The sequence below is a fragment of the Sphaerisporangium corydalis genome (genome assembly GCF_025506355.1).
Lineage (GTDB): Bacteria > Actinomycetota > Actinomycetes > Streptosporangiales > Streptosporangiaceae > Sphaerisporangium > Sphaerisporangium corydalis.
The window spans coordinates 1-14,337 of record NZ_JANZYP010000020.1; the positions used below are offsets into that span (position 1 = coordinate 1).

Annotated in this window: 12 protein-coding genes; 8 read left to right on the plus strand and 4 right to left on the minus strand. The window is 70.8% G+C overall.

Translation table 11 applies throughout. From position 1 onward, the window contains the following. Positions 1-26 precede the first annotated feature (26 nt). Complete coding sequence (locus tag NYZ98_RS16185) at positions 27-1,469, minus strand: MFS transporter (protein WP_262843608.1); 1,443 nt, start codon at positions 1,467-1,469, stop codon at positions 27-29. Between the two features lie 143 nt (positions 1,470-1,612). On the opposite strand from NYZ98_RS16185, the gene fdhA reads away from it, so the two are divergent. After that, positions 1,613-2,836 (plus strand): formaldehyde dehydrogenase, glutathione-independent, encoded by a 1,224-nt coding sequence (gene fdhA / locus NYZ98_RS16190; protein WP_262843609.1) that lies wholly within the window; start codon positions 1,613-1,615, stop codon positions 2,834-2,836. 167 nt (positions 2,837-3,003) lie between these two features. Here fdhA and NYZ98_RS16195 read toward each other — a convergent pair whose 3' ends face one another. Both NYZ98_RS16195 and NYZ98_RS16205 read right to left on the minus strand, forming a co-directional pair. Next, positions 3,004-5,304, minus strand: a complete 2,301-nt coding sequence (locus NYZ98_RS16195) for a glycoside hydrolase family 6 protein (RefSeq protein WP_316249570.1) — start codon at positions 5,302-5,304, stop codon at positions 3,004-3,006. Positions 5,305-5,633: 329 nt separating this feature from the next. After that, positions 5,634-6,737: a glucose-1-phosphate thymidylyltransferase gene (locus NYZ98_RS16205; RefSeq protein WP_262843610.1), complete on the minus strand. Its 1,104-nt coding sequence runs from the start codon at positions 6,735-6,737 to the stop codon at positions 5,634-5,636. Between the two features lie 174 nt (positions 6,738-6,911). Between NYZ98_RS16205 and NYZ98_RS16210 the strand changes: the two genes are divergently transcribed. The 5 genes from NYZ98_RS16210 (at position 6,912) to NYZ98_RS16230 (ending at position 11,638) form a co-directional block, all read left to right on the plus strand. Then, positions 6,912-7,838: an ACP S-malonyltransferase gene (locus NYZ98_RS16210; protein WP_262843611.1), complete on the plus strand. Its 927-nt coding sequence runs from the start codon at positions 6,912-6,914 to the stop codon at positions 7,836-7,838. A gap of 52 nt (positions 7,839-7,890) precedes the next feature. After that, on the plus strand, positions 7,891-8,142 hold the full coding sequence (locus NYZ98_RS16215; RefSeq protein ID WP_262843612.1) for an acyl carrier protein: 252 nt from the start codon (positions 7,891-7,893) through the stop codon (positions 8,140-8,142). 190 nt (positions 8,143-8,332) lie between these two features. Beyond that, on the plus strand, positions 8,333-9,049 hold the full coding sequence (locus NYZ98_RS16220) for a hypothetical protein (protein WP_262843613.1): 717 nt from the start codon (positions 8,333-8,335) through the stop codon (positions 9,047-9,049). A gap of 328 nt (positions 9,050-9,377) precedes the next feature. Continuing rightward, entirely contained in the window at positions 9,378-11,024 is a 1,647-nt protein-coding gene (locus tag NYZ98_RS16225; RefSeq protein WP_262843614.1) for a PHP domain-containing protein, read from the plus strand. Then, a complete protein-coding gene (locus NYZ98_RS16230) occupies positions 11,021-11,638 on the plus strand; it encodes a hypothetical protein (RefSeq protein WP_262843615.1) in 618 nt (205 codons plus the stop codon). The genes NYZ98_RS16225 and NYZ98_RS16230 overlap by 4 nt, the downstream gene beginning before the upstream one ends. A gap of 46 nt (positions 11,639-11,684) precedes the next feature. Here NYZ98_RS16230 and NYZ98_RS16235 read toward each other — a convergent pair whose 3' ends face one another. Then, on the minus strand, positions 11,685-12,428 hold the full coding sequence (locus tag NYZ98_RS16235; protein WP_262843616.1) for a MerR family transcriptional regulator: 744 nt from the start codon (positions 12,426-12,428) through the stop codon (positions 11,685-11,687). A gap of 185 nt (positions 12,429-12,613) precedes the next feature. On the opposite strand from NYZ98_RS16235, the gene NYZ98_RS16240 reads away from it, so the two are divergent. Both NYZ98_RS16240 and NYZ98_RS16245 read left to right on the plus strand, forming a co-directional pair. Then, the gene (locus tag NYZ98_RS16240) at positions 12,614-13,018 is read left to right on the plus strand and encodes an STAS domain-containing protein (protein WP_262843617.1); all 405 of its coding nucleotides are present in this window, start codon (positions 12,614-12,616) and stop codon (positions 13,016-13,018) included. Positions 13,019-13,366: 348 nt separating this feature from the next. Further along, on the plus strand, positions 13,367-14,317 hold the full coding sequence (locus NYZ98_RS16245) for an endo alpha-1,4 polygalactosaminidase (RefSeq protein ID WP_262843618.1): 951 nt from the start codon (positions 13,367-13,369) through the stop codon (positions 14,315-14,317). Positions 14,318-14,337 lie beyond the last annotated feature (20 nt).

Here is a 14,337-nt window from a genome sequence, read left to right on the forward strand (position 1 = left end):
TGGGGTGGGTGGTTCGGGGTCGGGGGTCATGTTTTGATGGGGATCCTTGTGTTGTCGACGGTCAGGCGTGCCGCGGTCCGTTCCGCGGTGCCGCGCGCCCAGCGGCCCGTCGTGATGATACCGAGCAGCAGCACGATCGCCCCGTACCCGGCGATGATCCACCAGCCGGCCAGGCTCGCCTTGGTGAAGCCCTCGCGCAGCGGTCCGGTGATGCCGAACGCGAGCACCGACCCGGCGACCGCCACCCCGAGCGACTGGCCGATCTGCCGGCTGGTCGAGGCGACGGCGGCGGCCACCCCGGCCTGCGCCAGCGGCATCCCCGAGACGGCGGTGTTGGTCACGGGCGCGTTGACCATGGCGAAACCGAACCCGAAGACCGTGTAGCTCACCAGCAGCCAGGCGAGCGGCGTGGTCTCGGTCAGCCGGGTGAGCATGAGCCCGCTCGCGGTGATGGCGACCCCCGCCATGATCAGCGAGGGCCGGGAGCCCCGCTCCCCCACCAGCCGCCCCGACAGCGGCGCGAACACCACCGCCATCGCCGCGATCGGCAGCGTGCTCAGACCCGCGTGGAACGGGGACAGGCCCCGGACGTCCTGGAGGTACAGGGTGTTCAGGAACAGGAACGCGCCGAACCCGGCGAACGCGCTGATCGCGATGGCCGAGGCCCCCGAGAAGGGCGCGCTGTGGAAGAACCGCAGGTCGATCAGGGGTTCCCGGCGCCGGCGCTCGTAGACGATCAGGGCGGCCAGCGCGGCGACGGCGGCGACCGAGAACGCGAGGATCAGCGGCGACCGCCACCCTCTGCTGGGCACCTCGATGATGGCGTACGTGAGCGAGGCCAGGGTGACGATGACCAGCGCCTGCCCGACGGGGTCGATCCGGCGGGGCCGCGGCGCCCGCGACTCGGGCACGAACAGGGCCGTGAGCACCAGGGCGGCGACCGCCACCGGCACGTTGATCCAGAAGATGGCCCGCCACCCGACCGAGTCGACGAGCACCCCGCCGACCACCGGCCCGAGGGCCATGCTGATGCCGACCACGCCTCCCCACAGCCCGATCGCGCGGGCGCGTTCCCGCGCGTCGGTGAAGGTGTTCGTGATGATCGACATGGCGACCGGGTTGAGCATCGAGCCGCCGACCGCCTGCATGACCCGGAAGGCCACCAGCCAGCCGAGGCTCGGCGCCAGTCCGCAGAGCAGGGACCCCGCCGCGAACACCACCAGGCCGACCTGGAACGTCCGGCGGCGCCCGACCCGGTCCGCCGTGGAGCCGGACAACAGCAGAAGGCTCGCGAGCACGAGCGTGTAGGCGTCGATCGTCCACTGCATTCCCGAGACCGGGGCGTGCAAGTCGTGCTCGATCGACGGGAGCGCGACGTTCACGATGGTGTTGTCGAGCCCGACGATGAGCAGGCTCATGCAGCAGATCAACAGGACCAGCATCCGTCTCCGGCGGCTGAGCTGGGTCACGTTGCTCCAAGAGGTTGTAGGACTACAATGTTTACCATAGTACAACCAATCTCCCCCGTGTCCCATTTATGCCCTTGACCTGCGGATATATGACCATAGTTCGGGGCAGGACACAGGTCGTCGCGCTCACGGGAGGTGCCGCAATGGCCGGAAACAAGGCGGTCGCGTACCAGGGACCCGGCCGGGTCGAGGTCGTGGACACCGACTATCCCGAGTTCGAGCTGAAGGACGGCCCGGGGGTCAACCCCGCCAACGTCGGCCGCAAGGTCCCGCACGGCGCCATCGTCAAGGCCGTCGCGACGAACATCTGCGGCAGCGACCAGCACATGGTGCGCGGCCGGACCACCGCCCCCACCGGCCTCATCCTGGGCCACGAGATCACCGGCGAGGTCGTCGAGACCGGGCGGGACGTCGAGTTCATCAAGGTCGGCGACCTGGTGTCCGTCCCGTTCAACATCGCCTGCGGCCGGTGCCGGAACTGCAAGGAAGGCAAGACCGGCGTCTGCGAGAACGTCAACCCCGACCGGCCAGGCTCGGCGTACGGATACGTCGACATGGGCGGCTGGGTCGGCGGGCAGGCCGAGTACGTGCTGGTGCCGTACGCGGACTGGAACCTGCTCCGCTTCCCCGACAAGGACCAGGCGATGGAGAAGATCCTCGACCTGGCCATGCTGGCGGACATCTTCCCCACCGGGCACCACGGGTGCGTCACCGCCGGGGTGGGACCCGGCTCGACGGTCTACATCGCGGGCGCGGGACCGGTCGGGCTGGCCGCGGCGGCGTCGGCGTTCCTGCTCGGCGCCGCGGTGGTGATCGTCGGGGACCTGAACAAGGAACGCCTCGCGCAGGCCAGGAGCTTCGGCTGCGAGACCGCCGACGTCTCCCTCGGCGACCCGAAGGACCAGGTCGAGCAGATCCTCGGCGTCCCCGAGGTGGACTGCTCGGTCGACGCGGTGGGTTTCGAGGCGCGCGGCCACGGCCAGGACGCGGGCACCGAGCGTCCTGCGACCGTGCTCAACTCGCTGATGACGACCACCCGGGCGGGCGGCTCGATCGGCATCCCCGGCCTGTACGTCACGGGCGACCCGGGCGCGGCGGACGACGCCGCCAAGGAGGGGTCGCTGTCGCTCAGGTTCGGCCTGGGGTGGGCGAGATCGCACTCCTTCTTCACCGGCCAGTGCCCGGTCATGCGCTACAACCGGCAGCTGATGATGGCGATCCTCAACGACCGGGTGCACATCGCCAAGGCGGTGAACGCCACGCCCATCCCGCTGGCCCAGGCGGCCAAGGGCTACGCCGACTTCGACAAGGGCGCGGCGTCCAAGTTCGTCCTGGACCCGCACGGGATGCTCGGCTCACGCGCCTAAGCCGTCTCACGCATAAGCCGTCACACGCGAAGGCCGTGCGCGGAGAACAAGAACGGCGCACGCCCGTCGGCCGCGGCGCTCGCCGGCCGCCGCGGTCGCCGGGGATGGGGACGGGCCCCGTCATGGCCGGTGGACGGCTGTGACGGGGCCCGCAGTCGGGGGAAGGGTCAGGAAACGGGCGGGTTGGCGTTCTGCAGGAGCTGGCGGAACTGCGCCGAGAACCAGGCGCCGGAGATCGGCGCGTTGGCCAGGGCACCGCTCATGCTGTTGCCGTTGCGCTCGTTGCCGGTGTAGGTCGGGTCGCACATCCGGTCGAAGCCCTTGCCCTCGTTGTTCGGGATCTCCGAACTGGACCCGTCGGACTCACCCGGAGGCTTGATCCAGACGTAGGCGTCGAGGCCGGTGGCAGGGTTCGCCCTGGGCCGCTCGCCGAGGCCGGCGCCGCTCTGGTTGCACCAGTTGCCGGCGTGGATCCGCCGGTCGACGCGGGACTGGTCCACGAAGGTGTTGACGTCGGTCGACGTGCTCGGTCCGCTCGGACGGGCAGAGCCGCCCCAGCCGTTGCGAGAGGTGTCGATCAGCATGCCGATGTTGGAGCTGAAGCCCTCACTGATGAGCCGGTTGCGGAACGCCTGGGCGTAGGTCAGCTCGTCGACGTAGAAGTTCCAGTCGACCCAGTGGGACTGCCGCACCGACTGGCCGTTCACGCTGGTGTTGATCGTGAAGTACGGCTCGGTCAGCGCCGAGTAGTTGGCGGTGTTGGTGATGAAGCCGTCGACGCTGGCGACACCGGCGGTGGCGCCGCGGGCGGTGCTGGCGAAGAGCTGCGCCGACGGGCCGAAGTTGGTGTCCCAGCCCAGCCAGCCGTGGTGGGCGGCGTCGATGTAGGTGTAGACGTTCGTGATCGCGTGCAGCTTGTTCAGGGCGTACTGGACACCCTGGACGTAGGCGCCGGACGACTGGGCCTCGGCGCACGCCGCCACGTTGGTGTTGGTGATCAGGTTGGGCAGCGAGTCGATCTCGATGATCGTCACGATGCGCAGCGCCGAGTACTTGGACTGGCTCAGGATCGCGGCGATCGGGTCGATGTACTCGGTCTTGTACCGGTTGAGACCGTTCTGAGCGATCTTCAGCTCACCGTTGGAGGCGAGGGCCGAGCAGTCGCGGTTCGGCAGGTTGTAGATGACGAACTGGATGGTCAGCGGGGCGCTGCCGTTGGCGGCGTCCTGGGTCAGCGCCGCGTCCAGGTGGGCGGCGAGGCCCTTGGCGCTCGACGTGCCCGCGATGGCGGCGATGCGGTCCAGCCACACGCCGGTGGAGACGTTGGCCACGGCGGAGCCGCCCGGCTCGGCGGAGGCCTTGCTCGCCCAGTCGGAGTTCACGTAGCCGGTGGCGCCGGCGTACGGGTTGTCCACGTGAGTGCCGCCGTTGCCGCCGCCGGTGTCGTCGTCGGCCTCGGTCGCGGTGACCGCGACGGAGGTCAGGCCGGAGGAGGCCACGGTGATGGTCCGCGAGCCGTTTGTGGTGTCGGTGTCCTGCGCGGCCGACAGCGTCACGTTCTGGGCGGTGTTCCAGTTGGACGTGGTGAACGTCAGGCTGGAACCGCCGGTGACGGTGATGTTGGTGTCACCGCTGCCCGCGGTCGAGGTCACCGACACGTTGCCGCTGGGCTGCCGCGACAGGCGCACGCCGTAGGTGGCGGTCGATCCCTCGGGCACGCTCACGCTGGTCGGCGACACGACGAGGGACTGCGTCCCGGTGCTGGTGTCGTCGTCGGCCTCGGTCGCGGTCACCGCGACGGAGGCGAGACCCGAGGAGGCGACGCTGATGGTCCGCGACCCGTTGGTGGTGTCGGTGTCCTGCGCGGCCGAGACCGTCACGTTCTGCGCGGTGTTCCAGTTGGACGTGGTGAACGTCAGGCTGGAACCGCCGGTGACGGTGACGTCGGAGTCACCGCTGCCCGCGGTCGAGCTCACCGTCACGTTGCCAGTCGGCTGCGCCGCGAGCCGCACGCCGTAGGTGGCCGTGCCGCCCTCGGGTACGGTCACCGAGGTGGGGCTGACCACCAGCGACTGGGTTGTCCCGCCGCCCTGGCCGGTGCACGTCGTGCCGTTGATCGCGAAGCTGCTCGGGTTGGTGTTGGTGCCGGTGAAGGTGCCGTTGAAGCCGATGCTCCACGAGGCGCCGGTGCCCTGGGCACCGTTGTACGACATGTTGGACGCGGTGACGTTGCTGCCGGACTGCGACCAGTTGGCGGTCCAGCCCTGGCTCACCTGCTGGTTACCGGGAAAGGCGAAGGTCAGCGCCCAGCTGGTGAGCGGGTCGCCGAGGTTCTTGATGGTGATGTTGCCGCCGAACCCGGTGCCGCCTTCCCAGGCCTTGGCGTAGGTGACCTCGCAGGCCACGGCGGCGTTGGCCGAGATCGGGCTGGCGACGAGCCCGAGGGCGGCGAGCAGCAACACTGTCACCGCCGTCAGCGCTCTGCGCCAGGAACTCTTGTGGGGTCCCATTGTCTGTTTTTCTCCCTCACGAAACTGATGGGTTCCGCCGTCTTCTTGAGACGGCCAAGCAGCGCCCAGCTCGACAATCCGGCGGTGGGAGCGCTCCCATCGTGTGGTTGTTTCCGGAGGATGTACAGCACATTGCGGACTGCTACCGCCCGGTGAGCGGCCGTTACCGGGAGTACGCCCCCCGCACCCCCATTGGCCTCGGGAAACGCGTACGGCCGCTCAACCGATCATCAGACAGCCCGATGAAACATTCATTCCGGCGGTGGCCGGGCCGCCCGGCCCCGGGGTCAGGCGGCGACCTCGGCGCCGGCGCGCCCGCCGATCGCGAGGCGGTGCCGGGCGAACTCCCCCGCACCCCTCTCCACCTGGGCGAACTCCCCCACGCCCCGTTCCACCTGCGCGGAGCGGCCGATGACAGAACCGTCGACGCCCTGGAGGTCGTTGACCATGGCCGCGTCCAGGACGATGGAGTTCTCGATGCCGCAGCGGGTGATCGCGCAGCCCGCGCCAATCGCGGTGCTCGGGCCGACCCGGCTGTCGACCACGACGCTGCCGGCGCCGACGTACGCGGGGCCGGTGACGCTGGAGCGGACGATGCTGGCACCGGCCTCGATCACGACCCGGCCCGACAGCGTGCTCGCCTCGTCCACCTCGCCGTCGTTCTTCGGGGTCGCGGCGGCCAGCAGCACCCAGTTGGCGTCGAGCAGGTCGTCGATGCGCCCGGTGTCCTTCCAGTAGCCGTCGAACACCTTGCCGCGCACGTCGTGACCGTGCTCGACGAGCCACTGGATCGCGTCGGTGATCTCCAGCTCGCCCCGGGCGCTCGGCGTGACGGCACGAACGGCCTCGTGGACGGCCGGGGTGAACAGGTAGACGCCCATGATCGCCAGGTTGCCGCGCGGGACGGCGGGCCGGTCCACCAGGCGGACCACCCGGCCGTCCCGGTCCAGCTCGGCGATGCCGTGCTCGCCGGGGTCGGCCACCGGCACCAGCTCCACCTGGGCTGCGGGGCGGCGGTTCCTGAAGGACTCGACCATCCGGGCCATGCCCCCGCCGCCGAGCAGGATGTTGTCGCCGAGCACCATCAGGAAGTCGTCGTCGCCCAGGAAGTCGCGCGCGAGGCGCACGCAGTGGGCCGGGCCGAGCGGCTCGGCCTGCGGGATGCGGGTGACGCGCTGCCCGCGCTCGGCGCCGGCGGCGAGCAGCGCGCTGATCTCCGCGCACTGTGCCCCGACGACGATCCCGACGTCGGTGATGCCGAGCCGGAGCAGGTTGTCCAGGCAGTGCTCCAGCACTGTCCGGCCCCCCACGGACACCAGCTGACCGGACATCGAGTAACTGAACGGGCGTGAGCGGCTGCCCGTACCCCCAGAAAGCACGAGAGCCTTCATCGCGTTCCCATCTCGGTCGGTCGGATGAACCTGTACCTGGGTAACCGGAGGGAACGGACTCTCAGTCGAGTGCCGGTGGTGCCGTGGTCGATCGCGCCGCCGAACATGCCTCTGAGCTGGGTCTCTTAGGCACGCCCGAGCGATCCTCGACCGGGCGTGCCTAAGAACTCGGACATGCTTGCTATCGTCGCGCCCGGTCAGGGCGCCCAGACGCCCGGCTTCCTCACCCCGTGGCTGGAGGTCCCGGGAGTACGGCGGCGGCTCGCCGCGTACTCCGAGAGCGCCGGCCTGGATCTGATCACCCTCGGGACCGACGCGGACGCCGAGACGATCCGCGACACCGCGGTCGCCCAGCCGCTGCTGACCGCCGCCGCCCTCGTCGCCGCCGAGGTGATCTTCGGGGACCTCGCCGGGCCCGCGATCCCCGCCGTGGTCGCCGGTCACAGCGTCGGGGAGTTCGCCGCCGCGGCGCTCGCCGGCGTGCTCCGGCCGGAGGAGGCCGTCGCCCTGGTCGCCGAGCGCGGCCGGGCGATGGCCGAGGCCTCCGCCGTCACGCCCACCGGCATGCTCGCCGTCCTCGGCGGCGACCCGGACGAGGTCGCCGCCGCGCTGGAACGCCATGGGCTCGTCGCCGCCAACCACAACGGCGCGGGCCAGGTCATCGCCGGCGGGACGACCGGGCAACTGGACGCGCTCCGCGCCGCGCCCCCCGCCGGGGCCCGCCTCCGGCCGCTCGCGGTGGCCGGCGCCTTCCACACGCCGCACATGGCGCCCGCCGCCGAGCGCCTCGCCGCCGCGGCCCGCGACCTGCGTCCCGAGGACCCGCGTACGCCGCTGCTGTCCAACCACGACGGCACGCTGGTGACCAGCGGGGCGGAGTACCTGCGGCGGCTGGTCGTCCAGGTCACCTCGCCGGTGCGGTGGGACGCCTGCCAGGACACCCTCGCCGGCCTCGGCGTCACCACCCTGGTCGAGCTCCCGCCCGCCGGGACCCTGGTGAACCTGGCCAGGCGCGCCCTGCCCGGCACGACCGGCCACGCGGTCAAGACCCCGGCCGACGCCGGCGCCGTCCGCGAACTCTTCGCGGTGGAGACGGTATGAGCCGGTCCCCTCTTCGTTCAGCACCACCCGCATCCCCTTTAAGGAGACAACGATGACCCAGACCCAGACCGAGCCGGGCGCCCTGGAGACCGTGCGCCGGATAATCTTCACCGTGACCGCCGTTCCGACCGAGCAGGTCTCTCCGGAGAAGCGCTTCCTGGAGGACCTGGACGTCGACTCGCTGTCGGTTGTGGAGATCGCCGTCGCGATCCAGGAGGAGCTCGGCGTCCTCGTCCCGGACGAGGAGCTCGTACAGCTCACGACGGTTCAGGACTTCATCAGCCGCATCGAGACCAGCCGGTGACGATGAGCACCGGCCGGACCCGAGTCGTGGTCACGGGCGCCGGCGCTCTCACCCCTGTGGGCGCCGGCGCCGGGTAGATCACACCGGGGCGACGCCTGCGGGGCGTCGACTCCGGGCCGCCGGCATCCATGATTTGTTAAAGTCCGGTCCTGTACTCGAATTCGCGAGAGAACGGGAAACCGGGGGTCACGTGCCGCTGACGTGGGCAGGGCGGGGCAGGTGGCGAACCGCGCTGGGCGGCGCCGTCCGCCTGGTCGTCTCGGCCGGTGTCGGCGCGGCGACCGGCCTGGTCGTCCACGGCGTCACCCTGGTGAGCGGCAGGAGCCTGTTCCTGGTCACCGGCGGCATCGCCGGGATCGTCACGGCGGCCGTGATGCGCGTGTACCGCCGCAGCGGGCGCCTCACCGAGGTCAAGGTCATCGTCCCCCAGGTCAGCGAGCTCACCTTCCTGGTCAACAACGACAGCAGGCAGGCGGCCTGGCAGTTCTTCGTGGACACGGTCACCCGGATCTCCACCCAGCCACTCCAGGACGACGAGGGCATCGTCCGCGAGGCCATGAACTCGCTGTACGCCCTGTTCCAGAGCACCCGCGAGACCCTGAAAGCGAGCCGTCCCTCGCCGCGCGTCCCCGGCGGGCAGAGCGTCGAGCACCTCGCCGTGCACATGCTCAACGCCGAGCTGCGGCCGTTCCTCGGGCGCTGGCACCCCCGGCTGCGGAGCTTCGAGCAGGAGCACCCGGGCGAGGGGGAGGCGAGCTGGCCGGACAACGCGGAGTGCCGGGCCGAGCTGCGCCGGCTCCAGGGGAACATGTACGAGTACGCGGTCGGTTTCGCCCGGCTGGCCGGGGTATCCGACGCGCGGGCGATGATCCTCGCCGAGCCGCGCACCCCCGCCGAAGGTTCCTGAGGAACTGTCCGGCCACCGCCGGGTGAACGCGAGATGGCGGCCGTCGTAAACTCTGAGGAGTCGTGCGAACGCGCGACGTGACCGGCGGGCCCGTGACCAGCATCCTCGGTACATGAAGACCGAAAGCCACTCGACCCCCCGCCGATCCGGCGTGTTCACATCCGGTTCAACCGCCCTTGCCATGGTGCCTAGGTAGCCGGAGCAAGATCTCTCCGGCGGGATGGAAAGGCAGGACATGGGCCACGGGCACGATCACCCTCACGATCACTCTCATGCGCACCCTCACGACCATTCTCACGGCGACGGGCACGCCCTCGACCAGGGCGAGATGGCCCCGGTCGTGGACCTGTCGGTCCCCGACTCCGAGCTGTCCCCCGGGCAGCTCTCCCGGCGCCAGATGTTCCGGCGCGCCGGGATCCTGGGTGCGGGCCTGACCGCCGCCGGCGTCCTCAGCACGCCCGGCACCGCAGCCGCCGCCACCCCTGAGCGCGTCAGGACCGGCGCCGAGCCGCGCGACGGCTACCTGTGGCTGGCCGGCGACCACCACATCCACACCCAGTACAGCAGCGACGGCTTCTACAAGGTGAGCGACCACGTCAGGCACGCCAACGCGTACGGCCTGGACTGGATGGTCATCACCGACCACGGCAGCGTCGCGCACGCCAAGATCGGTGTGGACAAGGTCAACCCCGACATCGTCGCCGCGCGAAAGATCGTCAAGGACACCCTGGTCTTCCAGGGCCTGGAGTGGAACATCCCGGCCGCCGAGCACGGCACGGTGTTCGTGGCCCCCGGCCGCAACGAGCTGTCCACGCTCAAGGACTTCGAGAACTCCTTCGACGGGTCGGTCAAGAACGCCACGGCCAGCACCCCGCAGAACGAGGCCCTCGCCATCGCCGGGCTCAACTTCCTCGCCGACGCCGTGAAGCGGCGGCGCGTCGAGGACGCGCTGTTCCTCGCCAACCATCCCGCGCGCAAGGGCCTCGACTCCCCGCACGAGATCCGCGGCTGGCGCGACGCCCAACCGGGCATCGCGGTCGGCATGGAGGGCGCGCCCGGCCACCAGGCGGCGGGCATCCCCAAGCCGAACGGCGGCGGCTCCGGGCGCGGCTTCTACGACAACAGCCCGAGCGCCGACTCCTGGCCGTCCTACCCGGCCGAGAGCTACAAGACCTTCGGCGGGTTCGACTGGATGACCTCCACCGTCGGCGGACTGTGGGACAGCCTGCTCGCCGAGGGCAAGAGCTGGTGGATCACCGCCAACTCCGACTCGCACGCGGTGTACGGCGACGCCAGCGACCGGGGCCCCGGCAGCGACTTCGACGCCAACGGCAAGTACAACGACCCCGTGTACAAGGGTGTCCCGAACCTCGCGAACGGCGACTTCTGGCCTGGTTTCTACAGCCGGACGCACGTCGGCGCGAAGGACTTCTCCTACACGGCCGTCATGGACGGCATCCGCCAGGGCCGCGTCTGGGTGGACCACGGCGGGCTCATCAGCGGCCTGGTCGTGCGGGCCCGGCAGTCCGGCACCGGGCAGCGCGGGGTCGCGCTCGGCGACACGCTCCACGTCCGCAAGGGCGCGAAGGTCGAGGTCGCGATCGAGATCACGCTGGCGAACGTGCCGAACTGGGCGCAGTTCATCCCGACGCTCGCCCGCGTGGACGTCATCCAGGGCGACGTCACCGGCCCGGCCGGCGACAAGGACGTCTTCACCACCCCGTCCACCAAGGTCGTCACCTCCTTCGAGGTCGGCAAGAACACCGGCACGGTGACGTTCACCTACAAGGCCGGCGCCATCGACCGGCCGATCTACGTCCGCCTGCGCGGCACCGACGGCAACCGCGGTGCCGCCGGGCTGCTCGGCGCGGCCGTCGACCCGTCGGGACCGCAGATCGACGTCTTCGGGGACGCCGACCCGTGGAAGGACCTCTGGTTCTACAGCAACCCCATCTGGATCGTGCCGCGCGGATGATCCTCGGCCTGGACGCGGGCTCGCGGACGGTCGCGGAGGCCGAGCACCTTCTCCACATCACGGTGAAGGTGCTCGGCCTCCCGGCCGGCACCGTCGGCTGCACGCATTTCGTACGGACCTCCGCGGGTCCGCCGCACGTCGCGTGCTCCCTCACGACCGGGGGCCACCCCGTCGACCTGACGGCTCTCCCCGCCCGGCTGGGTCCGGAGCTGGCCGCCGCGCACCCCGTCCCGGTGGGCGCGGCGCTCAGTGGGGAGACCGGGCCGGCCGGTGCGCGCCGGGCCGGGCCGCACGGCCTCGCCGAGGGGGCCGCGCTCGCGGCGGCCGAGCACGCGGCCAGGACCGGCGGGCGCCTGGTCGTCTTCCCCGGTCACGCCCACCTCACCGGCACGCTCAGCGTCACCGAGGTGCTGGCCCGGTCCGCGATCGACCACGTCGTTGTGCTGGCCGTGCCGGACGGGCCGTCGCCGGACGCGCTCGTCGTGACCAACGACCACGTGCGGCCGCAGTGGCGCGACGGGCGGGTGGCCCTGCTCACCATGCCCGCCTCGGGCGACCGCCTCATGCCCGCCGAGGTCCCGAACCCGACCCCCTGCTGCGCCGACCACGCCTGACCGCCCGCGCCTCCTGGTTCCGGTGGTTCCGGCGGGGCGGGGGTCGTCATCGGGCGAAACCGATGGCGAAGGCGCGTTTCAGGTACTCCCAGACCTCGGTGGTGAGCAGGCCGCGCGTCGCGGCCTCCGGGCCCTTGGCGTCGATCTTCGCGTACATCGCCGACAGGACCGCCGTGTCACCGCCGATCATCCGGTCGACGGCGTCGCTCCAGGCCCTCGCCAGCGCCTGCACATCGGGGTCGGCCGGGTCGGCGCCCTGGCGCATCCGCTCCCCGACCTGACCCGCGATCTCGCCGAGCTCCTGGAACCACGCCGCGAACCCCTGGTCGCCGCCCTCCTGGTGACGATGCTTCAGCCGCGCGAGCTGCTCGGGGGTGAAGTGGGTCGCCTTCATGGTCTCCTCCATCGTCTCGATGAGCCGGTCGATGGACGGCTGCCGCCCGCCCTCCTCCAGAGCGCGCAGGAGGGCGTCGAGCCGCCGCCGTGACCGGCGGTGGGTGGCGACGGCCTGGTCCACGTGCGCGATGTGCGCGCGCAGCACCGTCTCCAGCCGGGCCATGTCGCCGTCCAGCGAGCCCGCGATGCCGGCCAGCGGCATCCCGAGATGGCGAAGGGCCACGACGCGGTACAGCCGCGTGACGTCCTCCGCCGTGTAGAGGCGGTGTCCGGCTGCCGAACGCCCGGCCGGCCGTACCAGCCCGATCTCGTCGAAGTAGTGCAGTGCCCGCACGGTGAGGCCCGTCGCGGTGGCCAGTTCCCCGACCCGCCAGCGCCGTTCGTCCACACGCACGACGCTAATCCCTGACGCCACGTGAGGCACAAGCCCCGAAAGCCCTCTCCAGACCGGCCCCGAGACCGCAGGGCAGGGATACCGGCGAGCGTGAGGGCCGTTCGGCGAAGGTTTTCGGATGAACGGCGTTCAGATGGCATAGGTACGGCTGTTGGGGAAGGGTGCTCTGGGAATGAGGTGATCACTTGCCTTCCCGTGAGCATCCCGAGCAGGATCCGCCGCGTCTGCGGGTCACCGTCGAGACCTCCCCCGCCGCCGTGGTCGTCGGCCTTCGCGGGGAGCTGGACATGGCCACCACACCCCGGCTGGCGGGTGAGCTGGGGGTGGTCTACGAGCTGGACCACCCGCCCCGGCTGATCTTCGACCTGTCGGAGCTGGAGTTCTGCGACTCCTCCGGGCTGGGCGCGCTGGTGCGCGCGTACAAACAGGTGCGTCAGGCGGACGGGCTGCTGGCGTTGGCTGGGGTGCACGGCATGTGCGAACGGGTGCTGCTCAGGACGGGGCTGGTGCGCATCTTCACCTGCTACCCGACGGTGGCCGACGCGATCGCCGGCCTGCCCCCGCCGCCCGCCCCGCCGGAGGCGACCTGACGCCCGTCCCGCCGGGATGGTGCCCTCTACGGCTCGACCGGGACCAGCCGTGGACGCCCGCCGGCCGTCCCGCCGGGATGGTGCGCTCCAATTCTTGGAAATTTGATCATTTGCTGGATTCATCCTCGACGGCAAACCGGCAGCGGCTACTTTCGTCGTGATCAAAAATGCCGGGGCGCGGGGATTAAAACCTGAGGCATGGTCACCTTGCCGGGAGGCCGGCGACCGGCTTCCCGGGGGCCTCCGCAGGTCCACGGTCACGCACCCCGGCTCGTTCCGAATCCGGATCCGTTCGAGGGGAAACGGGGGACGCACGCAGACGTCCCCCGTGGGCAAGGAGCACGAGCGTTGAAGATCAGCATCGGTCAGGAAGCACGATCCAAGCGGGGCGTACGGACGGCCGCGATCATGGCGGCCGCACTGGCACTCGCGGTGACCGGCCCCGCGGCCCAGGCGGACGCCTCGGCCACCACTCACGCCGAAGCGGCCGAGGTGTGGCGTCCCGCACCCGGCACCACCTGGCAGTGGCAGATCACCGAGCAGGTGCGGGCCCCGTTCCAGAACGTCGCCATGTACGACATCGACCTGCAGGACGCCGTACCGTCGGCGCGTACCAAGACCATCCCCGGCTTCGGGAGCGTCACCTGGCCCGCCGGTGACAACGCCGGCATCGTCGACCGCCTGCACGCGGCCGGGAAGATCGCGATCTGCTATCTCGACACCGGCGCCTACGAGGGCTACCGCCCCGACGCGAGCCTCTTCCCGCGCTCGGTCATCGGCAACAACAGCGGCTGGGAGGACGAGAACTGGCTGGACATCCGGCCCGCCTCGCTGAGCTCGTTCGCGCCGATCATGTGGTCGCGGCTCGACCTGGCCAAGGAGATCGGCTGCGACGGCGTCGAGCCCGACCAGAACAACCCGCTGGGCAACAACCCCGGCTTCCCGATCACGAAGGCCAACGAGAAGGCGTGGTACCTGGAGGTCGCCCGCCAGGCGCACGACCGGGGGCTGTCGGTCGGGATGAAGAACGGCGTCGAGGTCGTCGACGCCGACACCGTGGCCGCGTTCGACTGGGCCCTGAACGAGGAGTGCTACTACTACGAGGAGTGCGACACCACCACACCGTTCATCGCCGCGGGCAAGGCGGTCTTCCAGACCGAGTACGTCGACGACTGGAGGGACGACGGCCTGAACACCCCGGCCAAGGTCGCCGCCGAGGTCTGCCCGTCGGCGCGCGCCGACCACTTTTCGACCCTGGTGAAGAACGAGGTGCCGGACACCCTGTTCCTCCCCTGCTGACCTGAACGCCGGTGGGCGTC

What these genes read in the sequence shown, in the direction of transcription:
- NYZ98_RS16210 (WP_262843611.1), top strand. Translation starts at nt 6,912, where the DNA reads ATGCTTGCTATCGTCGCGCCCGGTCAGGGCGCCCAGACGCCCGGCTTC.
- NYZ98_RS16205 (WP_262843610.1), bottom strand. Translation starts at nt 6,737, where the DNA reads ATGAAGGCTCTCGTGCTTTCTGGGGGTACGGGCAGCCGCTCACGCCCG.
- NYZ98_RS16230 (WP_262843615.1), top strand. Translation starts at nt 11,021, where the DNA reads ATGATCCTCGGCCTGGACGCGGGCTCGCGGACGGTCGCGGAGGCCGAG.
- fdhA (WP_262843609.1), top strand. Translation starts at nt 1,613, where the DNA reads ATGGCCGGAAACAAGGCGGTCGCGTACCAGGGACCCGGCCGGGTCGAG.
- NYZ98_RS16215 (WP_262843612.1), top strand. Translation starts at nt 7,891, where the DNA reads ATGACCCAGACCCAGACCGAGCCGGGCGCCCTGGAGACCGTGCGCCGG.
- NYZ98_RS16225 (WP_262843614.1), top strand. Translation starts at nt 9,378, where the DNA reads ATGGCCCCGGTCGTGGACCTGTCGGTCCCCGACTCCGAGCTGTCCCCC.